Raw genomic sequence first — 18,462 nt, forward strand, 5'->3', positions numbered from 1 at the left:
CATGAAAGCCGCCTGCATGCCCGAATCCCATGCATGTGGGCGCTCGCCATGACGCACGGACAACGACCGGATCCAGCCCCACTCGCGGCGCTGGATCCGCGGCCTTATTCCGCCTCGATCTTCGCGTCCTTCACCAGCTTGTTCCAGCTTTGGTAGCTTGAACGGACCACCGCGCTGAATTCCTGCGGCGTGCTGCTCCAGATCTCGACATACTGATCCTTGAGCTGGCGCTGCACGTCCGGCGCGGCCAGCGCTTCGCGCAGGGCGGCGTTCAAACGGTCCATGACGGGCTGGGGAATGCCGGCAGGGCCGACCACGCCCCACCACAACTCGCCGCCGGCGGCCGCATAGCCGCCGATGCCGGCCTCGTCCATGGTCGGCACGTCGGGCAGGAAGGGCGAACGCCTGGGACTGGTGACGGCCAAGGGCCGCAGGCTGCCCGCCTGGATGCGCGACATCGCGGTGTTGAACGTGTCGAACATGAAGGTGGTATTGCCCGCCAGCAGATCCGTCAGCGCGGGCGCGCTGCCGCGATAGGGAATATGCGTCATCGCCGCGCCGGTCAGCGCGCGCAACAGTTCGCCGGAAAGATGGTTGGACGAACCGTAGCCGGCCGAGCCGAAGGTGACGTTGGCGCCGGGCTGCCGCGCCTGCGAGACCAGGTCCGAGACGGAGACGATGGACGATTGCGAGCCGACCAGCAGGACATTGGTGTAGCGGCCCAGCAGGCCGATGTTGGAGAAGGAGTCTATCGGGTCGTACTTGGCCGACTTGGCGACATTGGGCACGATGGTCTGCGTGCCCACGCTGCCGATACCGATGACGTAACCGTCCGGCTTGGCGCGCGCGACGTAGTCGGCGCCCAAGGCGCCGCCGGCGCCCGTGCGGTTCTCGACGATGACCGTCTGGCCCAGGATATCTCCCATTTTCTTGGCGACCGGCCGGGACACGATATCCATCGGCCCGCCCGCGGAAAAAGGCACGATCCAGGTAATGGGCCGCTCGGGCCATTGCGCGCGCGCCGCGCCGGCATGGCAGAGCAGCGCGACCGGAAGCAGCGCCATCAGGCTTTTCTTGAACATGGCTGTCTCCCCGGCGTCACATGAGTTTTTCGCGCGCCTGGCGCGCTTCCGCGCTCTGGCCGCATAAGAGCGCCTGGTCCACGTCCATATAGGTGCTGACGAAATTCAGGGCATGGGCATGGGCGTTGACGCTTTCCTTGCTCATCTTGACCACATGCGACGGCGATTTCGCCACCTGGCCGGCCAGCGCCGTGGCGCGCTCGACGGCCGTCCCCGCCGGCGCCAGCCAGTCGGCCAACCCCCATTCCAGGGCCGTGGCGGCCGGCATCCGCTCGCCCAACAGCATGATCTGCTTGGCGCGCGAAGCGCCCACCATGTTCACCAGGCGCGGCACCGTATGCCAAACCAGCGGAATGCCGATCTGCACTTCCGGCACGAAGAGAAAGGCGTCGTCCGCCATGACGCGCCAGTCGCAAGCCAGCGTCAGCGCAATGCCGCCGCCGACGTTGAACCCCTCGATGGCGGCGACGGTGAGCTGCGGCAGGCTCTCCCAGGCCTTGCACATGCGGGCGCCGGTCGAGGCCAGGTAGCGGCGCTCGTCCAGCGACTTCTCCTCGATGGCCCAGCGCTGCGGGTCTTTCAGGTCGACGCCCGCGGAGAAGCCCTGTGCGCTTCCCGCCAGCACAACGGCCGTAATGTCGACGCGCGACGCATAGCGGTGCGCCACGTCGATGAGTTCATTCATGGCCTGCAGGGACAATGCGTTGCGGCGTTCGCCGCGGTCATACGTGACCACCGCCAGGCAGTCGGACTCTTCTATCTTGATCATTGCAGTCTCCTTGTCTATTTTTCTCAAGCCTGGTGCACCGCGCCAGCCTCGATTGCGGCATGGATCGCCGCGTCGCTGAAGCCGAAGCGCCGCATGACTTCCTGGCTGTGCTCGCCGATGGCCGGCGGCGGCAGGCGCAGGGCCCCGGGCGTGCGCTCCAGCTTGATCGGGATACCCGTGACGCGGTATTGGCCGATGGACGCCGACATCTGCCGGGTGGCGGTGTGCTCCATGGCCAGCGCCTGCTCCACGCTCAGCATGGGCGCGCAAGGCACGCCCAAGGCCATCAACTGCCGGAACAGCTGCTGACCGTCGAGCCCGGCCAACTGCCCGCTCAATTCCTCGCGCAAGGCATCCCGGTTCACCACGCGGTCGCTATTCCTGCGAAAACGTTCATCGGTGGCGAGCTCCGGCTTGCCTATCGTTTCGCACAGGCGCGCGAACTGCCGATCGTTGCCCACGGCCACGAACAGTTTTCCGCTGCGGGTCGGAAACAGGTCATAGGGCACGATGTTGGGATGCCCGTTGCCGGTGCGCGCCGACTTGCCGCCGTTGAGCGCGTTGGAGGTATGCGGGTGCAGCATGCCCAGCGCGGTATCGAACAGGGTGACCTCTATCGACTGCCCCAGGCCGGATTTCTCGCGCTCGTACAGCGCCAGCAGCACGCCGATGACGGCGTTCATGCCGGTGGACGTATCGACCAGCGGAATACCGATGCGGACGGGATCCAGCGCCGGATCGCCGTTGATCGACATCAGGCCGGACAGTGCCTGCACGGCGGCGTCGTAGCCCGGCAAGCCGCCCCACTGCCCGGTTTCGCCAAAGCCCGAAACCCGGCAGTGGATCAGCCGCGGAAAGCGGCGCGTCAATGCGGCCGGATCGTCGACGCCCCATTTGCGCCAGGTGCTGAGCTTGAAGTTCTCCACCAACACGTCGACCCGCTCAAGCAGCTTGAACAGGACTTCGCGCCCGGCCGGCGCCGAGAGATCCACGGCCAGGTCCTGCTTGTTGCGGTTCAGGCCGACGTAGTAAGGCGCGTCGCCATCGACGAACGGAGGTCCGTATCCCCGCGTGTCGTCGCCGTCGTAGGACTCCAGCTTGATGACTTCGGCGCCGTGATCGCCGAGCATCTGAGCGGCGAAGGGGCCGGCCAGCACGCGCGACACATCCAGGACCACGACCCCGCTCAGGGCCGACTTGCTGATTGCGCAGGACATCTTCTTTGCGACCTCGCCGTTCATTCGTTGCTGGCGCCGGACGCCTTGACGATGGGGGCCCACCGCTCGACTTCCGACTTCATGAACGAGCCGAAGGATTCGGGCGTGCCCGGCTGCAGGATGACGCCCAGGCCCTTCATGCGCTCCTGGAAGTCGGGGCGCGCCAGCACCTTCTGCAAGGCCTGGTCCAGCACGCGAATCACCTCCGGCGGTGTCTGGGCGGGCGCGATCAATCCGTACCAGGACGACACGTCGAAATCCGGAAAGCCCGACTCGGCCATGGTGGGCAACTGGGGCGCCGAGGCGATGCGTTCCTTGGTCGTCACCGCCAGCGCGCGCATGCGATCGGTCTGCACGAAGGGCCACACGGTCGGCACGTTGTCGAACATATAAGAGACCTGGCCCGCCATGACCGCTACGCCCGCTGGCGCGCTGCCGCGGTACGGCACGTGGGTGACGTCAATGCCGGCGGCGCGCTTGAACATCTCGCCGGCGATATGGATGGAGGTGCCGTTGCCCGACGAGCCGAAAGTCAGCGTGTCGGGATGGGCTTTTGCATAAGCCACCAGCTCCTGCACGCTGTGCACCGGCAGTTTCGGGTTCACCACCAGCACGCTGGGGATTTTCCCGACCAGGCCCACGGGCGCGAAGTCGGTGGCGAGATTGAAGCCCGGCTTGTCGTAAAGGGTCTGGTTGATGGCGCTGGTGACGGCGACCATCAGCAGGGTGTAGCCGTCCGGCTTGGCACGGGCGACCTGCGAGGCTGCGATATTGCTGCCTGCGCCCGGCTTGTTTTCCACTACGACCGATTGCTTCAATTCCGCGCCGATCTCCGTGGCGATCATGCGCGCCATGGCGTCGGTAGGGCCGCCGGCGGCGAAGCCCACTTGCAACGTCACGGCGCGCTCGGGATAGGCCGCGCGGGCGTGGCCGGCGAATCCGCAAACGCCCAGCGCCATCGCCAGTCCGGTGTTCAATGCTGGCCGCAGCCAGTGCCTCCACGATCCCTGCATGGTTGTCTCCGTTGTCCGATCAGGTGGAACCGGATAGTACGGAAAATGCACAATATTCATATAGAATCTGTACACATATTGCACACCAAAACCCACTGGCCCCAAGACATGCAAACCGACCCGCCCTCTTCCGCTCCCCGCACTTTGCTCAAGGGTCTAAACGTGCTCAGCCTGCTGCGGGCATCGGCGCCGGCCGGGCTGGGCGCGACCGAGGTTGCGGCCCGCACAGGCCTGGACCGGGTCAATGTGCAGCGCCTGTTCCTGGCGCTTGAGGCCAGCGGCTGGGTGCGCCGGAACAAGGCCGGCAAGCGCTTCTTCGCCGGCGACGACGCCGACCGAATGCAAGCCAGCCTGTGGACGCCGCCCGACGTAAGCCAGGACCTGATCGTCGCCGCCATCGAAGGCATGCGCAGGCTGGCCCGGCAACTGGGCGACGCGGTATTCCTCATCGGCCGCGACGGCACCGAGTCCGTCGGCATACACCGCGAGATCGGCGACTATCCGATGCAGATCCTGGCCAGCCATGCGGGCAAGCGGCATCCGCTGGGCGTGGGCTCGGCGGGGATGGCGCTGCTGTCCGCCCTGCCCGATGCCGAGGCCCGCGCGGTCGTGAAGGCCAATTCGCCGCGGCTGGAAGAGTACGGAGGCATCAGCGCCGAAATGATCGACCGCCTGCGCCTCAATACCCGCCAGCGCGGCTACGCGGTCATGCAGAACTACGCGGTGAGCGGCGCCTTGGGAGTCGGCTGCGCGCTGACGCGCGCCGACGGCACGCCGGTGCTGGCCATGAGCGTGAGCGCCATCACGGATCGCATGCCCATCGCGCGTCAGGCGGAAACCGCGCGCCTGCTGCGGCGCGAACTGGACAGCCTGAAGAGCTTTCTGGATTGAGAGCGGCTATCGCGCTGGGGCGGAGCAAGATAGGCCGTATTCCGCTAAAGGCCCCGAATCCGGCTATCGCATCTGTCCGGCCCGTTGGGCCAATTCGCGCAGGATCTCTTCGGTATGCTGGCCCAGCCGCGGCGCGGCCGCACCTGCCTGTGGCTGCGTCTCGGACCAGCGCGCGGCCGGCGCCAAGCCGCGATACTCGTTGCCGTCCTGGTCCCGGTAGCGGCGCACCACGCCTTGCCCGGACACCTCCAACCGCGAGATCAGCGTGTCCAGGTCCGGCGACTGCGCCGCGGGAATGTCCGCATCCTTGAGCAACGCCAGCCAGGCATCGGTGGTCCGCAAGACCATCTGCTCGTCGACGAAGGCATACACCTCGTCGATATGGCGCGTGCGGCTGGCCATGCTGCGAAAGCGCGGGTCCTCTTCCCACAGGCGGCCCGCCCCCGCCAGCCTCAGAAAGGCCTCCCAATGGCGGTCGGTATAGACGATGGTGCTGATCCAGCCGTCCAGCGTCTTATACGGCCGGCGGTAGCGCGACAACAGGCGCGGATTGCCCGCCGACCCGAGCGGCGGCTCGAACGAGGCCGCGCCCAGATGGTCCGCGAGCACGAACGACGCCATGGTCTCGTACATGGGAATTTCGATGTACTGCCCCGTCCCGCCGCGTTCGCGTTGCAGCATCGCGGCCAGCACGGCCTGCGCGGCGAACAGGCCCATGGTCTTGTCGGCCAGATTCAGCGGCAGGTAACTGGGCGGGCCGCCGCCGGCGCGCGCCACCAGATCGGGCAGCGCTACCATGCCCTGGATCAAATCGTCGTAGGCCGGCCGCCCCGCATCCGGCCCGTCCTCGGCGAAGCCGGACAGGAATACGTACACCAACCCAGGGTTGCAGCCACTGAGCGCGGCCCAATCCAGGCCCAGCTTCTTCAACGCCCTGGCCCGCATATTGGTGATGAACACGTCCGCCGATTCCACCGCCTGGCGCAGAATCGCGGCCGACTCTGGCGCCTTCAGGTCCAGGCACAGGCTGCGCTTGCCCCGGTTCAGGTTCAGGAACACCGGCCCCATGCCCGGCTCGCGCGCCGGTCCCATTTCGCGCATGATGTCGCCCTCGGGCGACTCCAGCTTGATCACGTCGGCGCCGTACTCGGCCAGCATCTGCGTGGCGTAAGGCCCCATGATGACGCTGGTCAGGTCCAGCACCCGCACGCCGTCCAACGGAAGCTTTCCCATGTCCGCGTCTCCGCTCACTGCACCACGATATGCGCGTCGCGCACGATATCGCCCCATTTGCGGATCTCGGCGCTCACGTACTCGCGGAACGCGGCCGCGTCCATGTCGCCCGGCGTGGTGCCCTGCTCCGCCAAGAGCTTGATGAAGGCCGGTTCGCTCATGGATTCGCGCGCCAGCGCGTTCAGGCGCTCGATCAGCGCCGGCGGCGTGCCGGCGGGCGCATAGAAGCCGATCCAGATTTCGGTCTCGTAGCCGGGCACGCCCTGCTCGGCGATGGTGGGCACCTCAGGCAGCATCGGATTGCGCTCTCGCGTGGACACGGCAATGGCGCGCAGCTTGCCGCTCTGCACATATTTGATGGCGGTCAGCGCATCGACGAACGAGGCCTGGATCTGCCCGCCCAGCAGATCGTTCAGCGCCAGCGCGGTGCCCTTGTAGGGCACATGCAGCAACGGAGCGCCGCTGCGGCTGGCCAGCAGTTCACCGGACAAGTGAGTCGTGCCGCCCACTCCCGCCGAACCGTAGCTCAGGCTGCCGGAACGCTTGGCGTAGGCCAGCAGTTCCTGCAAGGTCTTCGCGGGCACGGCGGGGTTCACCACCAGCACGTTGGGGGTGCGCGCCAGCATCGCGATCGGCGCGAAGTCCTTCTCGGTATCGTAGGGCAACTGCTTGGTGATCGCGGGATTGACCACGTGCGCGGTGGTCGTGACCAGCAGGGTGTAGCCGTCGGCGGACGCGCGCGCCACTTTTTCTCCGCCGATGACACCGCCCGCGCCCGTGCGGTTGTCCACCACCACCGGTTGCTTGAGCTGACTTTGCATCGTCTTGGCCAACTGCCGCGCCAGCACGTCGGTCATGCCGCCCGCCGCGAACGGCACCACCAGCGTGACCGGCTGGCTCGGATAGGGCGCGGCCGACGCCGCCGCCGCGGCCGCGGCCAACAGCGCGCACGCGCCCGTCAGCCAATTCTTGATGCGTGATTTCTGTTTCATTGTCTGTCTCCTCGATGGCGGCGCTCTCAGGCGCGCTTGCGATGCAGCAGGAAGGCTTCCATATACCGCTTGGGTTCATCGGTGTCGTAGGCCGACACCAGCGCGTCGATCCCGATCGAGATGGCTTCGGCCAGCGGCATGCGCTCCCAATCGCGGATCAGCTTCTTCTGGATCCGCATGGCCTGTGGCCCGCCTTCAAGCAATTCCTTCTGCCAGGCCGCCGCGCGCAGCGCCAGTTCGCCCTCGGCCGCAACGTCCGTGATCAGGCCCCAGTCGCAGGCCTGCCGGGCGGGTATCATCCGCCCGCTGAGCAGCAGATCGCGGGTGCGGGTCCAGCCGATCATGCCTGGCAGCATCGCACCATGGATCACGGACGGCACTCCCAGCTTGACCTCCGGCATGCCGAACTTCGCGTCCGCGCCAGCCACCTTGATGTCGCATACCGCCGCCACCTCCATGCCCGCGCCCAGGCAATAACCGGAGATCACCGACATCGTCGGGAACGGCAGGTCGCGCAATTGCTCGCACAACGCGTGCACGCCGCGAATGTACGAGTCGATGTCGGCCTTGCCCGCGTCCTTCAGGAACTTGATGTCCGCGCCGCCGAGAAACGCGGCCGCCCCGCCCTGCACGATCAGCAGGTGGATGCTTTCGTCCCGCGCCAGGGCGCGCAGCGTCTGGGTGTAGACCGCCGCGGCTTCGGAGGTCAGCAAATTGAGCCGGCCGTTGTCAAAGGTGATGGCGACCACGCCGTCGGCGCGGCGGTCGATATGGCACTGGGGAGTCTGGGTCTGCATGCATGCCTCGCTGGGTAGATGCGAGGCATCATAGGTTTGGCCACATTAATGAGACAATGGAATTCTTAGACTTTACTAAGTCCATCGTGGAATGAATATCACCTTCCGCCAACTCCGCATCTTCCTGGAACTGTTCGAGACCGGCAGCTTCACGGCGGCCGCGGCGAGGCTGCACGTCACCCAGTCGGCCGCCAGCAAAATGATCGCCGAGCTGGAATCGCAGTTGAATCTGGTGCTGTTCGACCGCAGCACCCGCCGCGTCACGCCGAACGACGCGGCTCGGGAGTTTCACGCCTTCGCGGTAGACGTCGTGGCGACCATGCAGACGGCCACGCGCAGCGTCGAAGAGCTGATCTCGCTTGAGCGCGGCAAGGTCAGCATCGCGGCGTCGCCGCTGATGATCTATGGCCTGCTCGCCGACGTGATCTCCGATTACCGGACCCGCTACCCCGGCATCCAATTCGAGCTGCACGAGCTTTCCACGGACCAGACGGTCGAAAGCGTCCGGGCGGGCACCGTCGATTTCGGCCTGGGCGCGATCGACATGCGCATCCCGGGCATCCAATCGGAAGTGGTGTTGGAAGACGGCATGCGCGTGGTGATCGACGCCGCCCATCCCCTGAACCGCCGCGCCTCGGTGGCGCTGAAGGAACTGGCGGCGTGGAACCATATCTCGCTGCGCAATTTCTATAGCGTGCGCCGCAGCCTGGACCTCATTCTGGCCACCCAGGGCGTCACGCTGCCCAGCGCGATCGAGGCCGGCACGCTGACCGCGGCGCTGGGCCTGGTGCGCCGCGGCGCCGGCGTGCTGATCGTACCGGGCTACGCGGCAACTATCGCCGAGCAATGGGGCATGCGCACACTGGCCCTCCGCGGCGTCTCGCCCACGGTGCACCAGATCTCGCTGATCCAGCGCAGCCAGGCCCGTCCGTCGGTGTCCACGCGGCATTTCCTGGACGTGCTCCTGACGAGGCTGGCGCAGCGGGGCGCCGCGAGGACAACGCTCTCGCGTACGACGAGACCTGGCTGACCAGCCCTGAACGGTTCGACGTATCGGCCGGCCTGCAACTGATGCCCGGCCAGCCGGCGCCCACCCCGCAGAACACAGAAACTTAAGGCGCGGGGTTAAACGGCGCCGACGCTCGTTCGTCTAGAAATATGAGCATGAATCGCAAGGCAAGCGCCTTGCGTCCAATCATCGCCGTCGCGGCGTGGCGTCGTCACGCCAATAACAAGGGGCTTCTTCCAGCCCCGTCTACGCGCACAAACCATGAAGACTCCTCGCAATACCCCGCGCGCGCTCGCGCGCCGCCCTCTTTGCTATCCGCTGATCGTGGGCCTGGCCATTGCCGCGCCCGTCCACGCCCAGCAATCGGCCGGTGGCGCCGCCGTGCCCACGCTGCCATCCATCGACGTCCTGGGCGACCAAACGGACGCCGCCACCGGACCGGTCAACGGCTACGTGGCCCGCGAGACCCTGACGGGCAGCAAGACCCCGACCAGCCTCCTGGAGATTCCGCAATCGGTCTCGGTGGTCGGCGCGCAGGAAATGCAGGACCGCGGCGTGCAGACGGTGTCGCAGGCGATCCAGTACGTGCCTGGCGTGCAGATCAGCAACTTCGGCGGCGCCGAAGTCCGCAACGACTGGATCGTTTTGCGCGGCTTCGACGCCAAGATCACCGGGGATTACCGCGATGGCCTGAGCCAACTGCCATACGACCAGATCCGCGCGCGCACCGATCCCTACGCGCTGGAACGCGTGGAGGTCATTCGCGGACCGTCGTCGGTGCTGTATGGCCAAGTGGCGCCGGGCGGGCTGGTCAATCGCGTGACCAAGCGCCCCACCGCCGACGCCTTCGGCGAAATCGTGCTGCAAGGCGGAAATTTCGATCGCCGCCAGGCAGCCTTCGACTTGGGCGGCCCCATCGACAATGACGGCAAGTACCTGTACCGCCTGACCGGCATCCTGCGCGACGCGGGCACGCAGGCCGAATACGACAGCGACCATCGTTACCCGGACGATCTCGGCTACATCGCGCCCGCCTTCACGTGGCGGCCCAACGCCGACACCTCGTTCACGCTGCTGACGAGCTACCAACACGACCAGACCGACGGAGAATCCCGCCCCGTGTTCCCCACCCACGTGCCGGTGGGCGACTACGGCTTCAACAAGTACGACCGCAAGCAATACGCCATCGGCTACCTGCTTGAGCACCGCGTCAACAATGCGTTTACGCTGCGCCAGAACGCCCGCTACCAGCATGGCAAGCTGGATCAACGCGACCTGTACAACCTGCGCCTGCTGGCCGACGGCCACACCATCAGCCGGTACACGCTGGTGTCCAAGGAAAGCATGGACGGCGTGGCGATCGACAATCAGGCCGAATACCGCTTCAATCTGGGCCGCGTGTCGCACACGCTGCTGGCCGGGCTGGATTACCGGTTCCAGGATGGCCAGCAGTGGTATCGCCAAGGCCTGGCGCCCAATCTGGACCTGGACAATCCCGTCTACGACCAGGACATTCCATATCCGCCCGCGGCCAATACCATCATCGACCAGAAGGACGTGAGCCGCCAGCTGGGCGTCTATCTGCAGGATCAGATCAAGGTGGACAATGTCGTCGTGACGCTGGGCGCGCGCCAGGACTGGGCGCGCAGCAGCAGCGACAACCGCTTGACCAGCGTCACGACCCGGCAACAGGACACGGCGTTCACGGGCCGGCTGGGCCTGGCCTATCTGTTCGATTCGGGCATCACGCCGTATGTCAGCTATTCCACGTCGTTCCTGCCGCAAATCGGAGCCGGCCTGGACAGCACGCCGTTCAAGCCCACCAAGGGCGAACAATACGAGTTCGGCATCAAGTACCAGCCGCCCGGCTCCAACAGCATGGTGGCGCTCTCGGTGTTCGACCTGACCCAGCGCAATGCGCTGACGCCCGACCTGCGCAACACCAATTTCAGCGTACAGACCGGCGAGATCGGTTCGCGCGGGATCGAACTGGAAGGCAAGGCCAACGTCATGCGCGGCCTGGACCTGATCGCCTCCTATACGTTGAACGACGTCAAGGTGAACCAGAGCAACAACCCGGCCGAAGAAGGCAACACCCCCATCGTCACGCCGCGCCACATGGCGTCCGCGTGGGTGAACTACACGCTGCCGGACACCGTACTGCAAGGCATGGGCATGGGAGTGGGCGTGCGCTACGTGGGCAAAACGTACGCGAACATCGCCAACACCATTGAAAACGGCTCGTCGTTCATGGTGGATGCCAGTCTGCACTACCAACTGCGCAACTGGCGCTTTGCGGTCGACGCGACGAACCTGTTCAACAAGGAGACCATCGTGTGCCGCAACAACACCGTGAACTGCCGCTATGGCCTGGAACGGACCGTCATGGCCACGGCGGCCTACCGCTGGTAACTAGGGCAGCAGATACTCGCGGCACGAGCTCAGCGCCACGTCGGCATCGCGGATCATGAAATTGACGAGCGTGGCCGACACCCCGAGCTCGCGCGCCACATCGCGCTGCGTGCATCCTTCTAGACGGTGCAATTCGAAGGCGCGGCGCGTGCGCGCCGACATGTTCTGCAGCGCGTCCGCGGCCAGGGCCATCGCCTGATGGCTGACGGCCGCCTCTTCGGCCAGCGACGCGGAGACGGCATGCTGGCCGTCCTCTTGTCCCGCGAACAGTCGGGACTCCAGCACGCGGCGGCGGTGGTAGTCGATCGAGAGATGGCGCACGGTCTGGAACAGGTACGCCACCGGTTCGCGCACGTCCCGCGGCGGCGGGCCTTCCAGCAGCTTCAGATACGTGTCCTGCACCACGTCATCAGCCTGGTCGCGGCACCCGAGTATGCGCGTCGCCGTGTGCAGCAGCTTGCGCCGGTGGGCCAGGTACAGGGCCGCCAGCTCGTCCCTGATGGCAGGGGGGCTCGACATGATGTGACTCCTCTCGCACGCCGCCGCCCGGCGGGGATCAATAGCGGTACGCGACGGCGGCGAGCACCGTGCGTTCGACGCCATATCGGCAATTGACGCGGTCGTTGCGGCAGACCACGGTTTCTTTATTCAGCAGGTTCATGGCGTCGACCGAAAAGCGCCACGCGCCGGTCTCGTAGGCCAGGGAGGCATCCGCCACGGCGGCGCCGCGATTCTTCATCGTGTTGGCCACGTCGACATACGTCGGGCCGATATAGCGCACGCCCACGCCGGCGTTCCACCCGGACAGCGGGCCTTGCGAGAAGCGATGGCCAAGCCAGACGGCCGCCATGTGCCGCGGCGTGACGATCGGCGTCTTGCCCGCTGCGCCATCATTGCCGGACACGTTGGTCACCGCGTTGTAGGTGTAGGCGGCCACGAGGTCCCAGCCATCGCCCTGGCTGAGCTTGGCCTCGATTTCCAGCCCGCGCGAACGCAGGCGGCCCGACTGCACGCTAAAGCCCGCGTGCGCGGGGTCCGGGTCCGCCGTCAGCGCATTGCGCTGGTTCAGGTTGAATAGCGCAATGGTGTAGAGGCTGTTGGATTCCGGCGGCTGATACTTGACGCCCACCTCGACCTGGTCGGACTCGGCAGGCGTGAACGGCGACCCGTCGAAGGCCGTGCCCGCTTGCGGCACGAATGCGGTGGCATAGCTGGCATACGGCGCCACGCCCGGGGCAAACGCATACGACAGGCCCGCGCGCCAGGTGGTGGCCCGGTCCTGTCCGCGGCTATCGGTGCCCGCGAGGCGGTCGTCGGTCTTATCGGTGTAGCGGTCATGACGAGCGCCCAACGTCAGCGTCAACGGCCCCGCCTGGATCTGGTCCTGCGCATACAGCCCCCACTGCGTGCTGACCTGCCGGACGTCCAACGTCGTCTTGTCCGGGCCCAGCGCCGCGATGGGCTGCCCGTACACGGGATCGTGGATATCCAGCGAAGGCGCCATTGCCTGGCGATAGTCCTGAGTGCCCGACAGGCGCCGGAAATCCAGGCCGGCCAGCAGCCTGTGTTTCAGGCCTGCGCCCTCCAGCACGCCTTCCATCTGCGTGTCCACGGCAGCGCCGTGGGCGCGTTCGCCGGCCTGCAATTGCAGGCGCGACAAGCTGCGGCCGTCGGCGGCCAGCGCCAGCGGATACAGATTGCGCAGCGTCATGCGGCCTTGCTGGTAGCGCGCGTTCTGCCGCAACGACCATGCGTCGCTAAATCGATGCTCCAGCAGATACCCGACGCTGTAGAAATCGCGGTCATTGCGGTCGTAGGAATAGTCGCCCACCAGCGTGCGCGCGGGATAGTACGCGCGCGATTCGCCATCGTTGCGATCGCGTTGGTAGTGCGTCAGCAGCGTGAACGAGGTGTCGGCGTCGCGCCACCGGAAAGCCGGCGCCACGTAGGCCAGGTCGTCGCGGTAGCGGTGGTCGCCGTCGTATCGATCCTGCGTACCGGCTTCGCGAGCCGTCGCGGTCAGGCGATAGCTGATGCTGGCGGCCTCGTTGGCCGGGCCGCCCAGGTCCATGAACGCTTGCCGGCTGTCGAAGGATCCGGCTTGAATGGCCGCCTCGCGCAGCACGGTCCCGGTGGGGCGCTTGGTCACGCGGTTGACGATGCCGCCAGGCGCCACCTGCCCGTACAGCGCCGACGAAGGGCCGCGCACGGCCTCGACGCTTTCCAGGGCATAGGCCGGCATGTGCGCGCGGATCTGGTCATACGGCATCTGGCTCAGGCCATCGCGATAGTCCCCCGTCAGCTTGGCATCGAAGCCGCGCAGCACCAGCCAGTCGTTGCGGATTTCGTTGCTGCCGAAATTATTGATCTGCACGCCAGGCGTGTACTGCAGCGCCTGCGGAACGGTGCGCGCATAGCGCGCCTGCATTTCCTGGTTGGTCACGACCGACACGGATTGCGGCACTCGCACAAGGGGCGTGGCGGTCTTGGTCCCGGCCACGGCGGACAGCGCCACGAAACCTTCCCCGCCAGTGGCCGCCCCCCACACCAGCGTCGGAGACATCCACAAGGCCGTCGGCGTCGCGCCCGCGCTTCTGACCCGGAAGCTGGCCGGAGAATCCTGATAGGCCTCCAGCCCATAGCCGCCCAGCACCTGCGCGAACGCCTGCTCCACCGTGTACCGGCCATTCAGACCGTCGCTTTCCAGGCCGCGCGTCAGCGTGGGCTCGAACACCAGCATGACGCCCGCCTGGCTGGCAATCCGCTGCAAGACCGTCACCAGCGGCCCCGCGGGCACGTCGTAGCGCAGACTGGCGCTGTCGCGCGGCGCCGGGCCGTCCTGCGCGCGGGCCGCCTGGCCGATCAGCGCGGCGAACGCCAACAGCAATATGGCGACGAATGCGCGCCCGCCTGCCCCTGGATGGGACAGGGCAATGCCCGTGTCGCCGCCTGTGTGCCTGGCCATGATGCCGTTTCGTCGCCTTGGATTTCGGTCCTGTTCAATAAAGAGGACACGCGAAAAACCAGAACCGGAAAGGTTTGCTCGAAATATTTCTGGGTGCATCGCGGCGGCCGCCGCGGCCAGCGATCATCCCGGCGCCGAAACCACGACCCAGTAAGGCGTCCGCCGGACGATCCGGACGTCGAGCAGCCGGCCCACCGCGGCCAACACACGGTCGGTGTCGGCCAGAGGAAACAGGCCCGATATCCGCAGCCGGCCCGCGCGCTCGTCGCACGAGATGACACCCGGCCGATAACGGCTGAGTTCGGCCAGGAATTCCGCCAGCGGCATGTTGTCTGCCGCCAGTTCGCCCCGCAGCCATGCCATGTCGGCCTCGCCGGCCGGCCCGGTTGCCTGGGCCCGCCCTTCGGAAACCTTCGCGGTCTGCCCCTTGGCCAGCACCAGCCCGGCGGCGCCTTGGCCCACGGGCTTGATCTCCACGGCCCCGTCGAACAGCGCGACATGCGTGGCTTCCTTCCCCTGGCGCACCGAAAAACGCGTGCCCAGCGCATGCACGCGCCCGAACTCGGTCTCGACCCGCAACGGCATGGAGGCGTACTGCGCCGCGTGGCCCGTCGCAACCAGGATTTCGCCGCGGCGCAGCCGGATCAGCCGTTCACCGCCCTCGAAGCGCACGTCGATGCCGGTATCCGTGTTCAGCGTGATACGCGTGCCGTCCGGCAGGTCGACGTCGCGCCGCTCGCCGACAGCCGTCGTGAAATCCGGCGACAGGCGCAACCAGCGGTTTCGATCGGCAGCCCAGATCGCGGGCCCGATACAGGCGGCCAAGAATCCAGCCGAGAGCAGCGCGCGGCGCCTGCCCTGCTGCCGGCGTTCGCGGGACAAGGCCTCGTAGGCCGGCTTTCCCGCCAGCTCCCGCATCCGGGCGTCGGCGCGCGCCAGATGGTCCCAGGCCCGCTCGTGGTCCGGGTCCGCCGCGCACCAATCGCGCCACGCGCGCCTGTCTTCGTCGGTGGCGGCGCCCGACATGAACAGCACGTACCAGCGCGACGCCTCTTCCGCCACGCGCGGCGCCAGCGGCAAGCCGCCCGCGTACATGGCCGCGCCTTCCGCCTTCCGAGTCAAGCGGAATGCTCCTGGGCAAAGAAGCATGCCTGCACCGCGCGCACCATGTAGTTGCCCACGGTTCGCGTGGTCACGCCCAGGCGGGCGGCGATGTCCTCGTATTTCATGCCCTCCAACTGGGCCAGCAGAAAGGCCTCGCGCGCCTTGGCTGGCAAAGCGTCCAGCGCGCGATCGATCGCGCACAGCGCTTCCAGCACCAGCCTGCGGTCTTCGGGGCTGGGCATCCTCGCCTCGGGCAGGGTCGCCAGTATTTCCAGGTAGGCGCGTTCGATCGCCTCGCGCCGATAATGGTTGGCCATCAGGCGCCGCGCAATGGTCGCCAGGAACGCCCGCGGCTCCAGCAACAACGGCAACTCCCGGGACGTCAGCACCCGCAGGAACGTATCCTGCGCCAGATCGGCGGCCACATCCTCGCCGCCCATTCGATGGCGCAGCCATCCTGCCAGCCACGAATGATGCTCGGCGTAGAGCGTCTCTGCTCGACGGTGCAAGACCGCGTCGCTGCTGGACATGGGATGGACCTCCAAAGTTGCTGCTGCCGGACTTTACCCTCAATAATAGCAATGATAACTATTATCTATTGAGATTAGTAGTCGCCGCTCCTGCCGGCCTTAGGGGCCGCGCTGTGCGCCCCCAAACTCCCGCCCCGCCATCACTTCGGCCGAGGGTCGCGGATGCCCGGGTCCGGCGTCAGCTCGCCCCGCCGCAACCGGGGCAGGCAATTCAGCATCGCGCGCGCCACATTGCGCACCTCCTGCTGCACCGCCGTATCCCGGTCCAGGTCATCATGGCTGGTGGCATAGGGGCGGTAATAGCCGATGTAGCGTTCCAGCCGCGAGGCCGCGCCCGCGTCGATCAGGCCCATCCAGTCCAGCCAGTCGCTCAACGCTCGCCGCTGCCCCTCGATGCCGGCCACGTCGCCGTGCACCACCAGCCCGTAGGCTCGCCCGGCCAGATGCTTGGGATACGACCAGCCCGCCAGTTCGACCTGCTTGGCCTTGAGCGGATCCTTGCCGCCGGTCAGCGTCGGGTCGGGATTGCCGCCGTCGGCGCACACCAGCCGGTCTATCATCAGCTTCAAGGGGCTGGGCGATTGGTACCAGTACGTGGGCGCCACCAGGATCACGCCATGGGCCGACACCCATTGCTCGTAGATCTCCGCCATGGCGTCGTTGTCCTGGCCCAGCGAATGGTTGGGGTAGCAGCTGCAAGGCCAATGGCACAGCGGCATCGCGGTCGACACGCAGCCCTTGCAGGGATGGATCAGGCACTGGTATTCCGACGTCAGACGGCTGAGGTCCAGCAGATCGGTCCGCGCGCCGCCCGACTGCAGTTCTTCCAGGACGATGCGCGCCAGCCGCCAGCTCTTGGAGACCTCGCCCGGACAGGTGCCGTCATTGCGCGCCGCGCCCGCCACCACCAGCACGCGCGACGGCGTGCGCGGGTCTTGCTGCGCTTGCTCGGCGCGGGCCAGCCGGTCACGCGTTTCCTTCCACTCCACCGACAACTCGTAATCGGGATCGGCGAAGCCGGGGCCGGCCTTGACGGTGCGGGGCGACTTGCGGCCCTGCTCGTAGGCCTCCCACGCGATCTCCTCCAGGCGTTCCAGCGCCGCGTGCTCGGCCTGGAAGGCCGGGTCGTAGAAACGCCGCATGAAGCGCTCGCGGAAAGTCTCGCGGGCCAACTCGCCGGCGTATTGCCCCTTGCGCACCATCGGTTTGGCGTCGGTCATGGCGGTTCTCCGAAATGGCAGGCGTGCCGGATGCATCCGGCAGCAAGTTTCATGCCCGCGCCGGCCGCTCCAAGGCGGCGCCTGCGCGTGCTAGCCTCGCACTATTGCGGCGCGCGGAGTCCAGATGAAATCCATTCTGCAGTCCGAGAAATTCCTGCTCCTGGCCTGTGCGATCGCGATCGCCGGGTACGCCGCCGACACCCGCTTGAGCAGCTACGGCCGGTTTGCCGGCCTCCTCGAAACCGCCGTCCTGATCGCCGCCATCCTGGCCGCTTCGCTGAGCGTGGCGCGCCACGCCGAACGCATCGCCCAGAAATTGGGAGACCCCTACGGCAGCATGATCCTGACGCTGTCGGCCGTCCTGGTGGAAGTCATCGTTCTGGCGATCGTATCCTCCCGGGCCGGCTCGCCCACCCTGGTGCGCGACAGCATCTATTCGGCCGTGATGCTGGACATCAACGGCATCCTCGGGGTGGCCGCGCTGATCGGCGGCTTCAAGCATGGCGAGCAAGCCTACAACGACGACTCCGCGCGCACCTACAGCGTCATGATCCTGACCGCGGTGACGGTCTCGATGATCGTGCCCGAATTCGTGCCGCAGCCGAGCTGGCGCGCGTACAGCGGCTTCACCATCGTGGCGATGCTGCTGCTCTACAGCGTGTTCCTCCGCATGCAAACCGGTCCGCACAGTTACTTCTTCAGCTACAGCTATCCGGACAAGAAGACCCGCCAGCCCTCGCCCGCCTCCGGCTACCCGAACCGGCGGCAATCGGTCGCCGTGATGGCGGCCGGCATCATCGCGGTCGGCGCGCTGGCCGAACTGATGTCGCATTCGCTGAACCGCAGCCTCGCGGGCATGAAGGTGCCGGTCGGCCTGGTCGCGCTGATCGTGGCCGGCATTTCGGCCGCGCCGGAAATGCTGACCGCCCTGCGCGCGGCGCTCGCCAATCGCATGCAATCGGTGGTCAACATCGCCCTGGGCGCCTCGCTATCCACGGTCATCCTGACCGTGCCCGCCATGGAGGCCATGGCGTTGATCTCCGGGCAGCGCATCGATATGGCCATGACGCCGCTGCAGACGCTGATGATGCTGGTGACGCTGCTGGTGGCGGCCATCAACCTCAACGACGGCCAGACCAACGCAATCGAAGGCATGACGCACTTCATCCTGTTCGGCGCGTTCCTGATGCTGCTCGGGCTGGGGCTGTAGCGGCGCGACCGCGCCTGC

Annotated in this window: 16 protein-coding genes; 4 read left to right on the forward strand and 12 right to left on the reverse strand. The window is 66.7% G+C overall.

The window, feature by feature from the left end:
- Positions 1 to 104: 104 nt before the first annotated feature.
- The 4 genes from ADE01S_RS03195 to ADE01S_RS03210 are packed head-to-tail and all read right to left on the reverse strand — an operon-like array spanning position 105 to position 4,081.
- The gene (locus ADE01S_RS03195; protein ID WP_062680015.1) at positions 105 to 1,082 is read right to left on the reverse strand and encodes a Bug family tripartite tricarboxylate transporter substrate binding protein; all 978 of its coding nucleotides are present in this window, start codon (positions 1,080 to 1,082) and stop codon (positions 105 to 107) included.
- 16 nt (positions 1,083 to 1,098) lie between these two features.
- A complete protein-coding gene (locus ADE01S_RS03200) occupies positions 1,099 to 1,851 on the reverse strand; it encodes an enoyl-CoA hydratase/isomerase family protein (protein ID WP_062680016.1) in 753 nt (250 codons plus the stop codon).
- 23 nt (positions 1,852 to 1,874) lie between these two features.
- Complete coding sequence (locus tag ADE01S_RS03205) at positions 1,875 to 3,068, reverse strand: CaiB/BaiF CoA transferase family protein (RefSeq protein WP_082775687.1); 1,194 nt, start codon at positions 3,066 to 3,068, stop codon at positions 1,875 to 1,877.
- A gap of 20 nt (positions 3,069 to 3,088) precedes the next feature.
- Entirely contained in the window at positions 3,089 to 4,081 is a 993-nt protein-coding gene (locus ADE01S_RS03210) for a Bug family tripartite tricarboxylate transporter substrate binding protein (protein WP_062680017.1), read from the reverse strand.
- 108 nt (positions 4,082 to 4,189) lie between these two features.
- Between ADE01S_RS03210 and ADE01S_RS03215 the strand changes: the two genes are divergently transcribed.
- Positions 4,190 to 4,972: an IclR family transcriptional regulator gene (locus tag ADE01S_RS03215; protein ID WP_062680120.1), complete on the forward strand. Its 783-nt coding sequence runs from the start codon at positions 4,190 to 4,192 to the stop codon at positions 4,970 to 4,972.
- A gap of 63 nt (positions 4,973 to 5,035) precedes the next feature.
- Here the strand turns inward: ADE01S_RS03215 and ADE01S_RS03220 are convergent, their stop codons facing one another.
- The 3 genes from ADE01S_RS03220 to ADE01S_RS03230 are packed head-to-tail and all read right to left on the reverse strand — an operon-like array spanning position 5,036 to position 7,994.
- Positions 5,036 to 6,205, reverse strand: a complete 1,170-nt coding sequence (locus tag ADE01S_RS03220; RefSeq protein ID WP_062680018.1) for a CaiB/BaiF CoA transferase family protein — start codon at positions 6,203 to 6,205, stop codon at positions 5,036 to 5,038.
- 14 nt (positions 6,206 to 6,219) lie between these two features.
- Entirely contained in the window at positions 6,220 to 7,197 is a 978-nt protein-coding gene (locus tag ADE01S_RS03225) for a tripartite tricarboxylate transporter substrate binding protein (protein WP_062680019.1), read from the reverse strand.
- A 26-nt stretch (positions 7,198 to 7,223) separates the two neighbouring features.
- A complete protein-coding gene (locus tag ADE01S_RS03230) occupies positions 7,224 to 7,994 on the reverse strand; it encodes an enoyl-CoA hydratase-related protein (protein WP_062680020.1) in 771 nt (256 codons plus the stop codon).
- Positions 7,995 to 8,085: 91 nt separating this feature from the next.
- On the opposite strand from ADE01S_RS03230, the gene ADE01S_RS03235 reads away from it, so the two are divergent.
- Positions 8,086 to 9,024 carry a LysR family transcriptional regulator gene (locus ADE01S_RS03235; RefSeq protein ID WP_062680021.1) on the forward strand — a complete coding sequence of 313 codons (939 nt, stop codon included), beginning with the start codon at positions 8,086 to 8,088 and terminating at the stop codon, positions 9,022 to 9,024.
- Between the two features lie 240 nt (positions 9,025 to 9,264).
- Positions 9,265 to 11,415: a TonB-dependent siderophore receptor gene (locus ADE01S_RS03240; RefSeq protein WP_062680022.1), complete on the forward strand. Its 2,151-nt coding sequence runs from the start codon at positions 9,265 to 9,267 to the stop codon at positions 11,413 to 11,415.
- Here ADE01S_RS03240 and ADE01S_RS03245 read toward each other — a convergent pair whose 3' ends face one another.
- The 5 genes from ADE01S_RS03245 to ADE01S_RS03265 form a co-directional block, all read right to left on the reverse strand.
- On the reverse strand, positions 11,416 to 11,934 hold the full coding sequence (locus tag ADE01S_RS03245; RefSeq protein ID WP_062680023.1) for a sigma-70 family RNA polymerase sigma factor: 519 nt from the start codon (positions 11,932 to 11,934) through the stop codon (positions 11,416 to 11,418). It lies immediately after the preceding gene.
- Positions 11,935 to 11,971: 37 nt separating this feature from the next.
- Positions 11,972 to 14,380, reverse strand: a complete 2,409-nt coding sequence (locus ADE01S_RS03250; protein ID WP_087881314.1) for a TonB-dependent siderophore receptor — start codon at positions 14,378 to 14,380, stop codon at positions 11,972 to 11,974.
- Between the two features lie 123 nt (positions 14,381 to 14,503).
- On the reverse strand, positions 14,504 to 15,502 hold the full coding sequence (locus ADE01S_RS03255; RefSeq protein ID WP_082775674.1) for a FecR domain-containing protein: 999 nt from the start codon (positions 15,500 to 15,502) through the stop codon (positions 14,504 to 14,506).
- Positions 15,499 to 16,014 (reverse strand): sigma-70 family RNA polymerase sigma factor, encoded by a 516-nt coding sequence (locus ADE01S_RS03260; RefSeq protein ID WP_062680025.1) that lies wholly within the window; start codon positions 16,012 to 16,014, stop codon positions 15,499 to 15,501. Before ADE01S_RS03260 ends, ADE01S_RS03255 begins: the two co-directional genes overlap by 4 nt.
- A 140-nt stretch (positions 16,015 to 16,154) precedes the next feature.
- Positions 16,155 to 17,234: a flavodoxin family protein gene (locus ADE01S_RS03265; protein ID WP_062680026.1), complete on the reverse strand. Its 1,080-nt coding sequence runs from the start codon at positions 17,232 to 17,234 to the stop codon at positions 16,155 to 16,157.
- A gap of 124 nt (positions 17,235 to 17,358) precedes the next feature.
- On the opposite strand from ADE01S_RS03265, the gene ADE01S_RS03270 reads away from it, so the two are divergent.
- Positions 17,359 to 18,444: a calcium:cation antiporter gene (locus ADE01S_RS03270; protein ID WP_062680027.1), complete on the forward strand. Its 1,086-nt coding sequence runs from the start codon at positions 17,359 to 17,361 to the stop codon at positions 18,442 to 18,444.
- Positions 18,445 to 18,462 lie beyond the last annotated feature (18 nt).

It is taken from the genome of Achromobacter denitrificans NBRC 15125 (assembly GCF_001571365.1).
Classification (GTDB): Bacteria; Pseudomonadota; Gammaproteobacteria; order Burkholderiales; family Burkholderiaceae_B; genus Achromobacter; species Achromobacter denitrificans.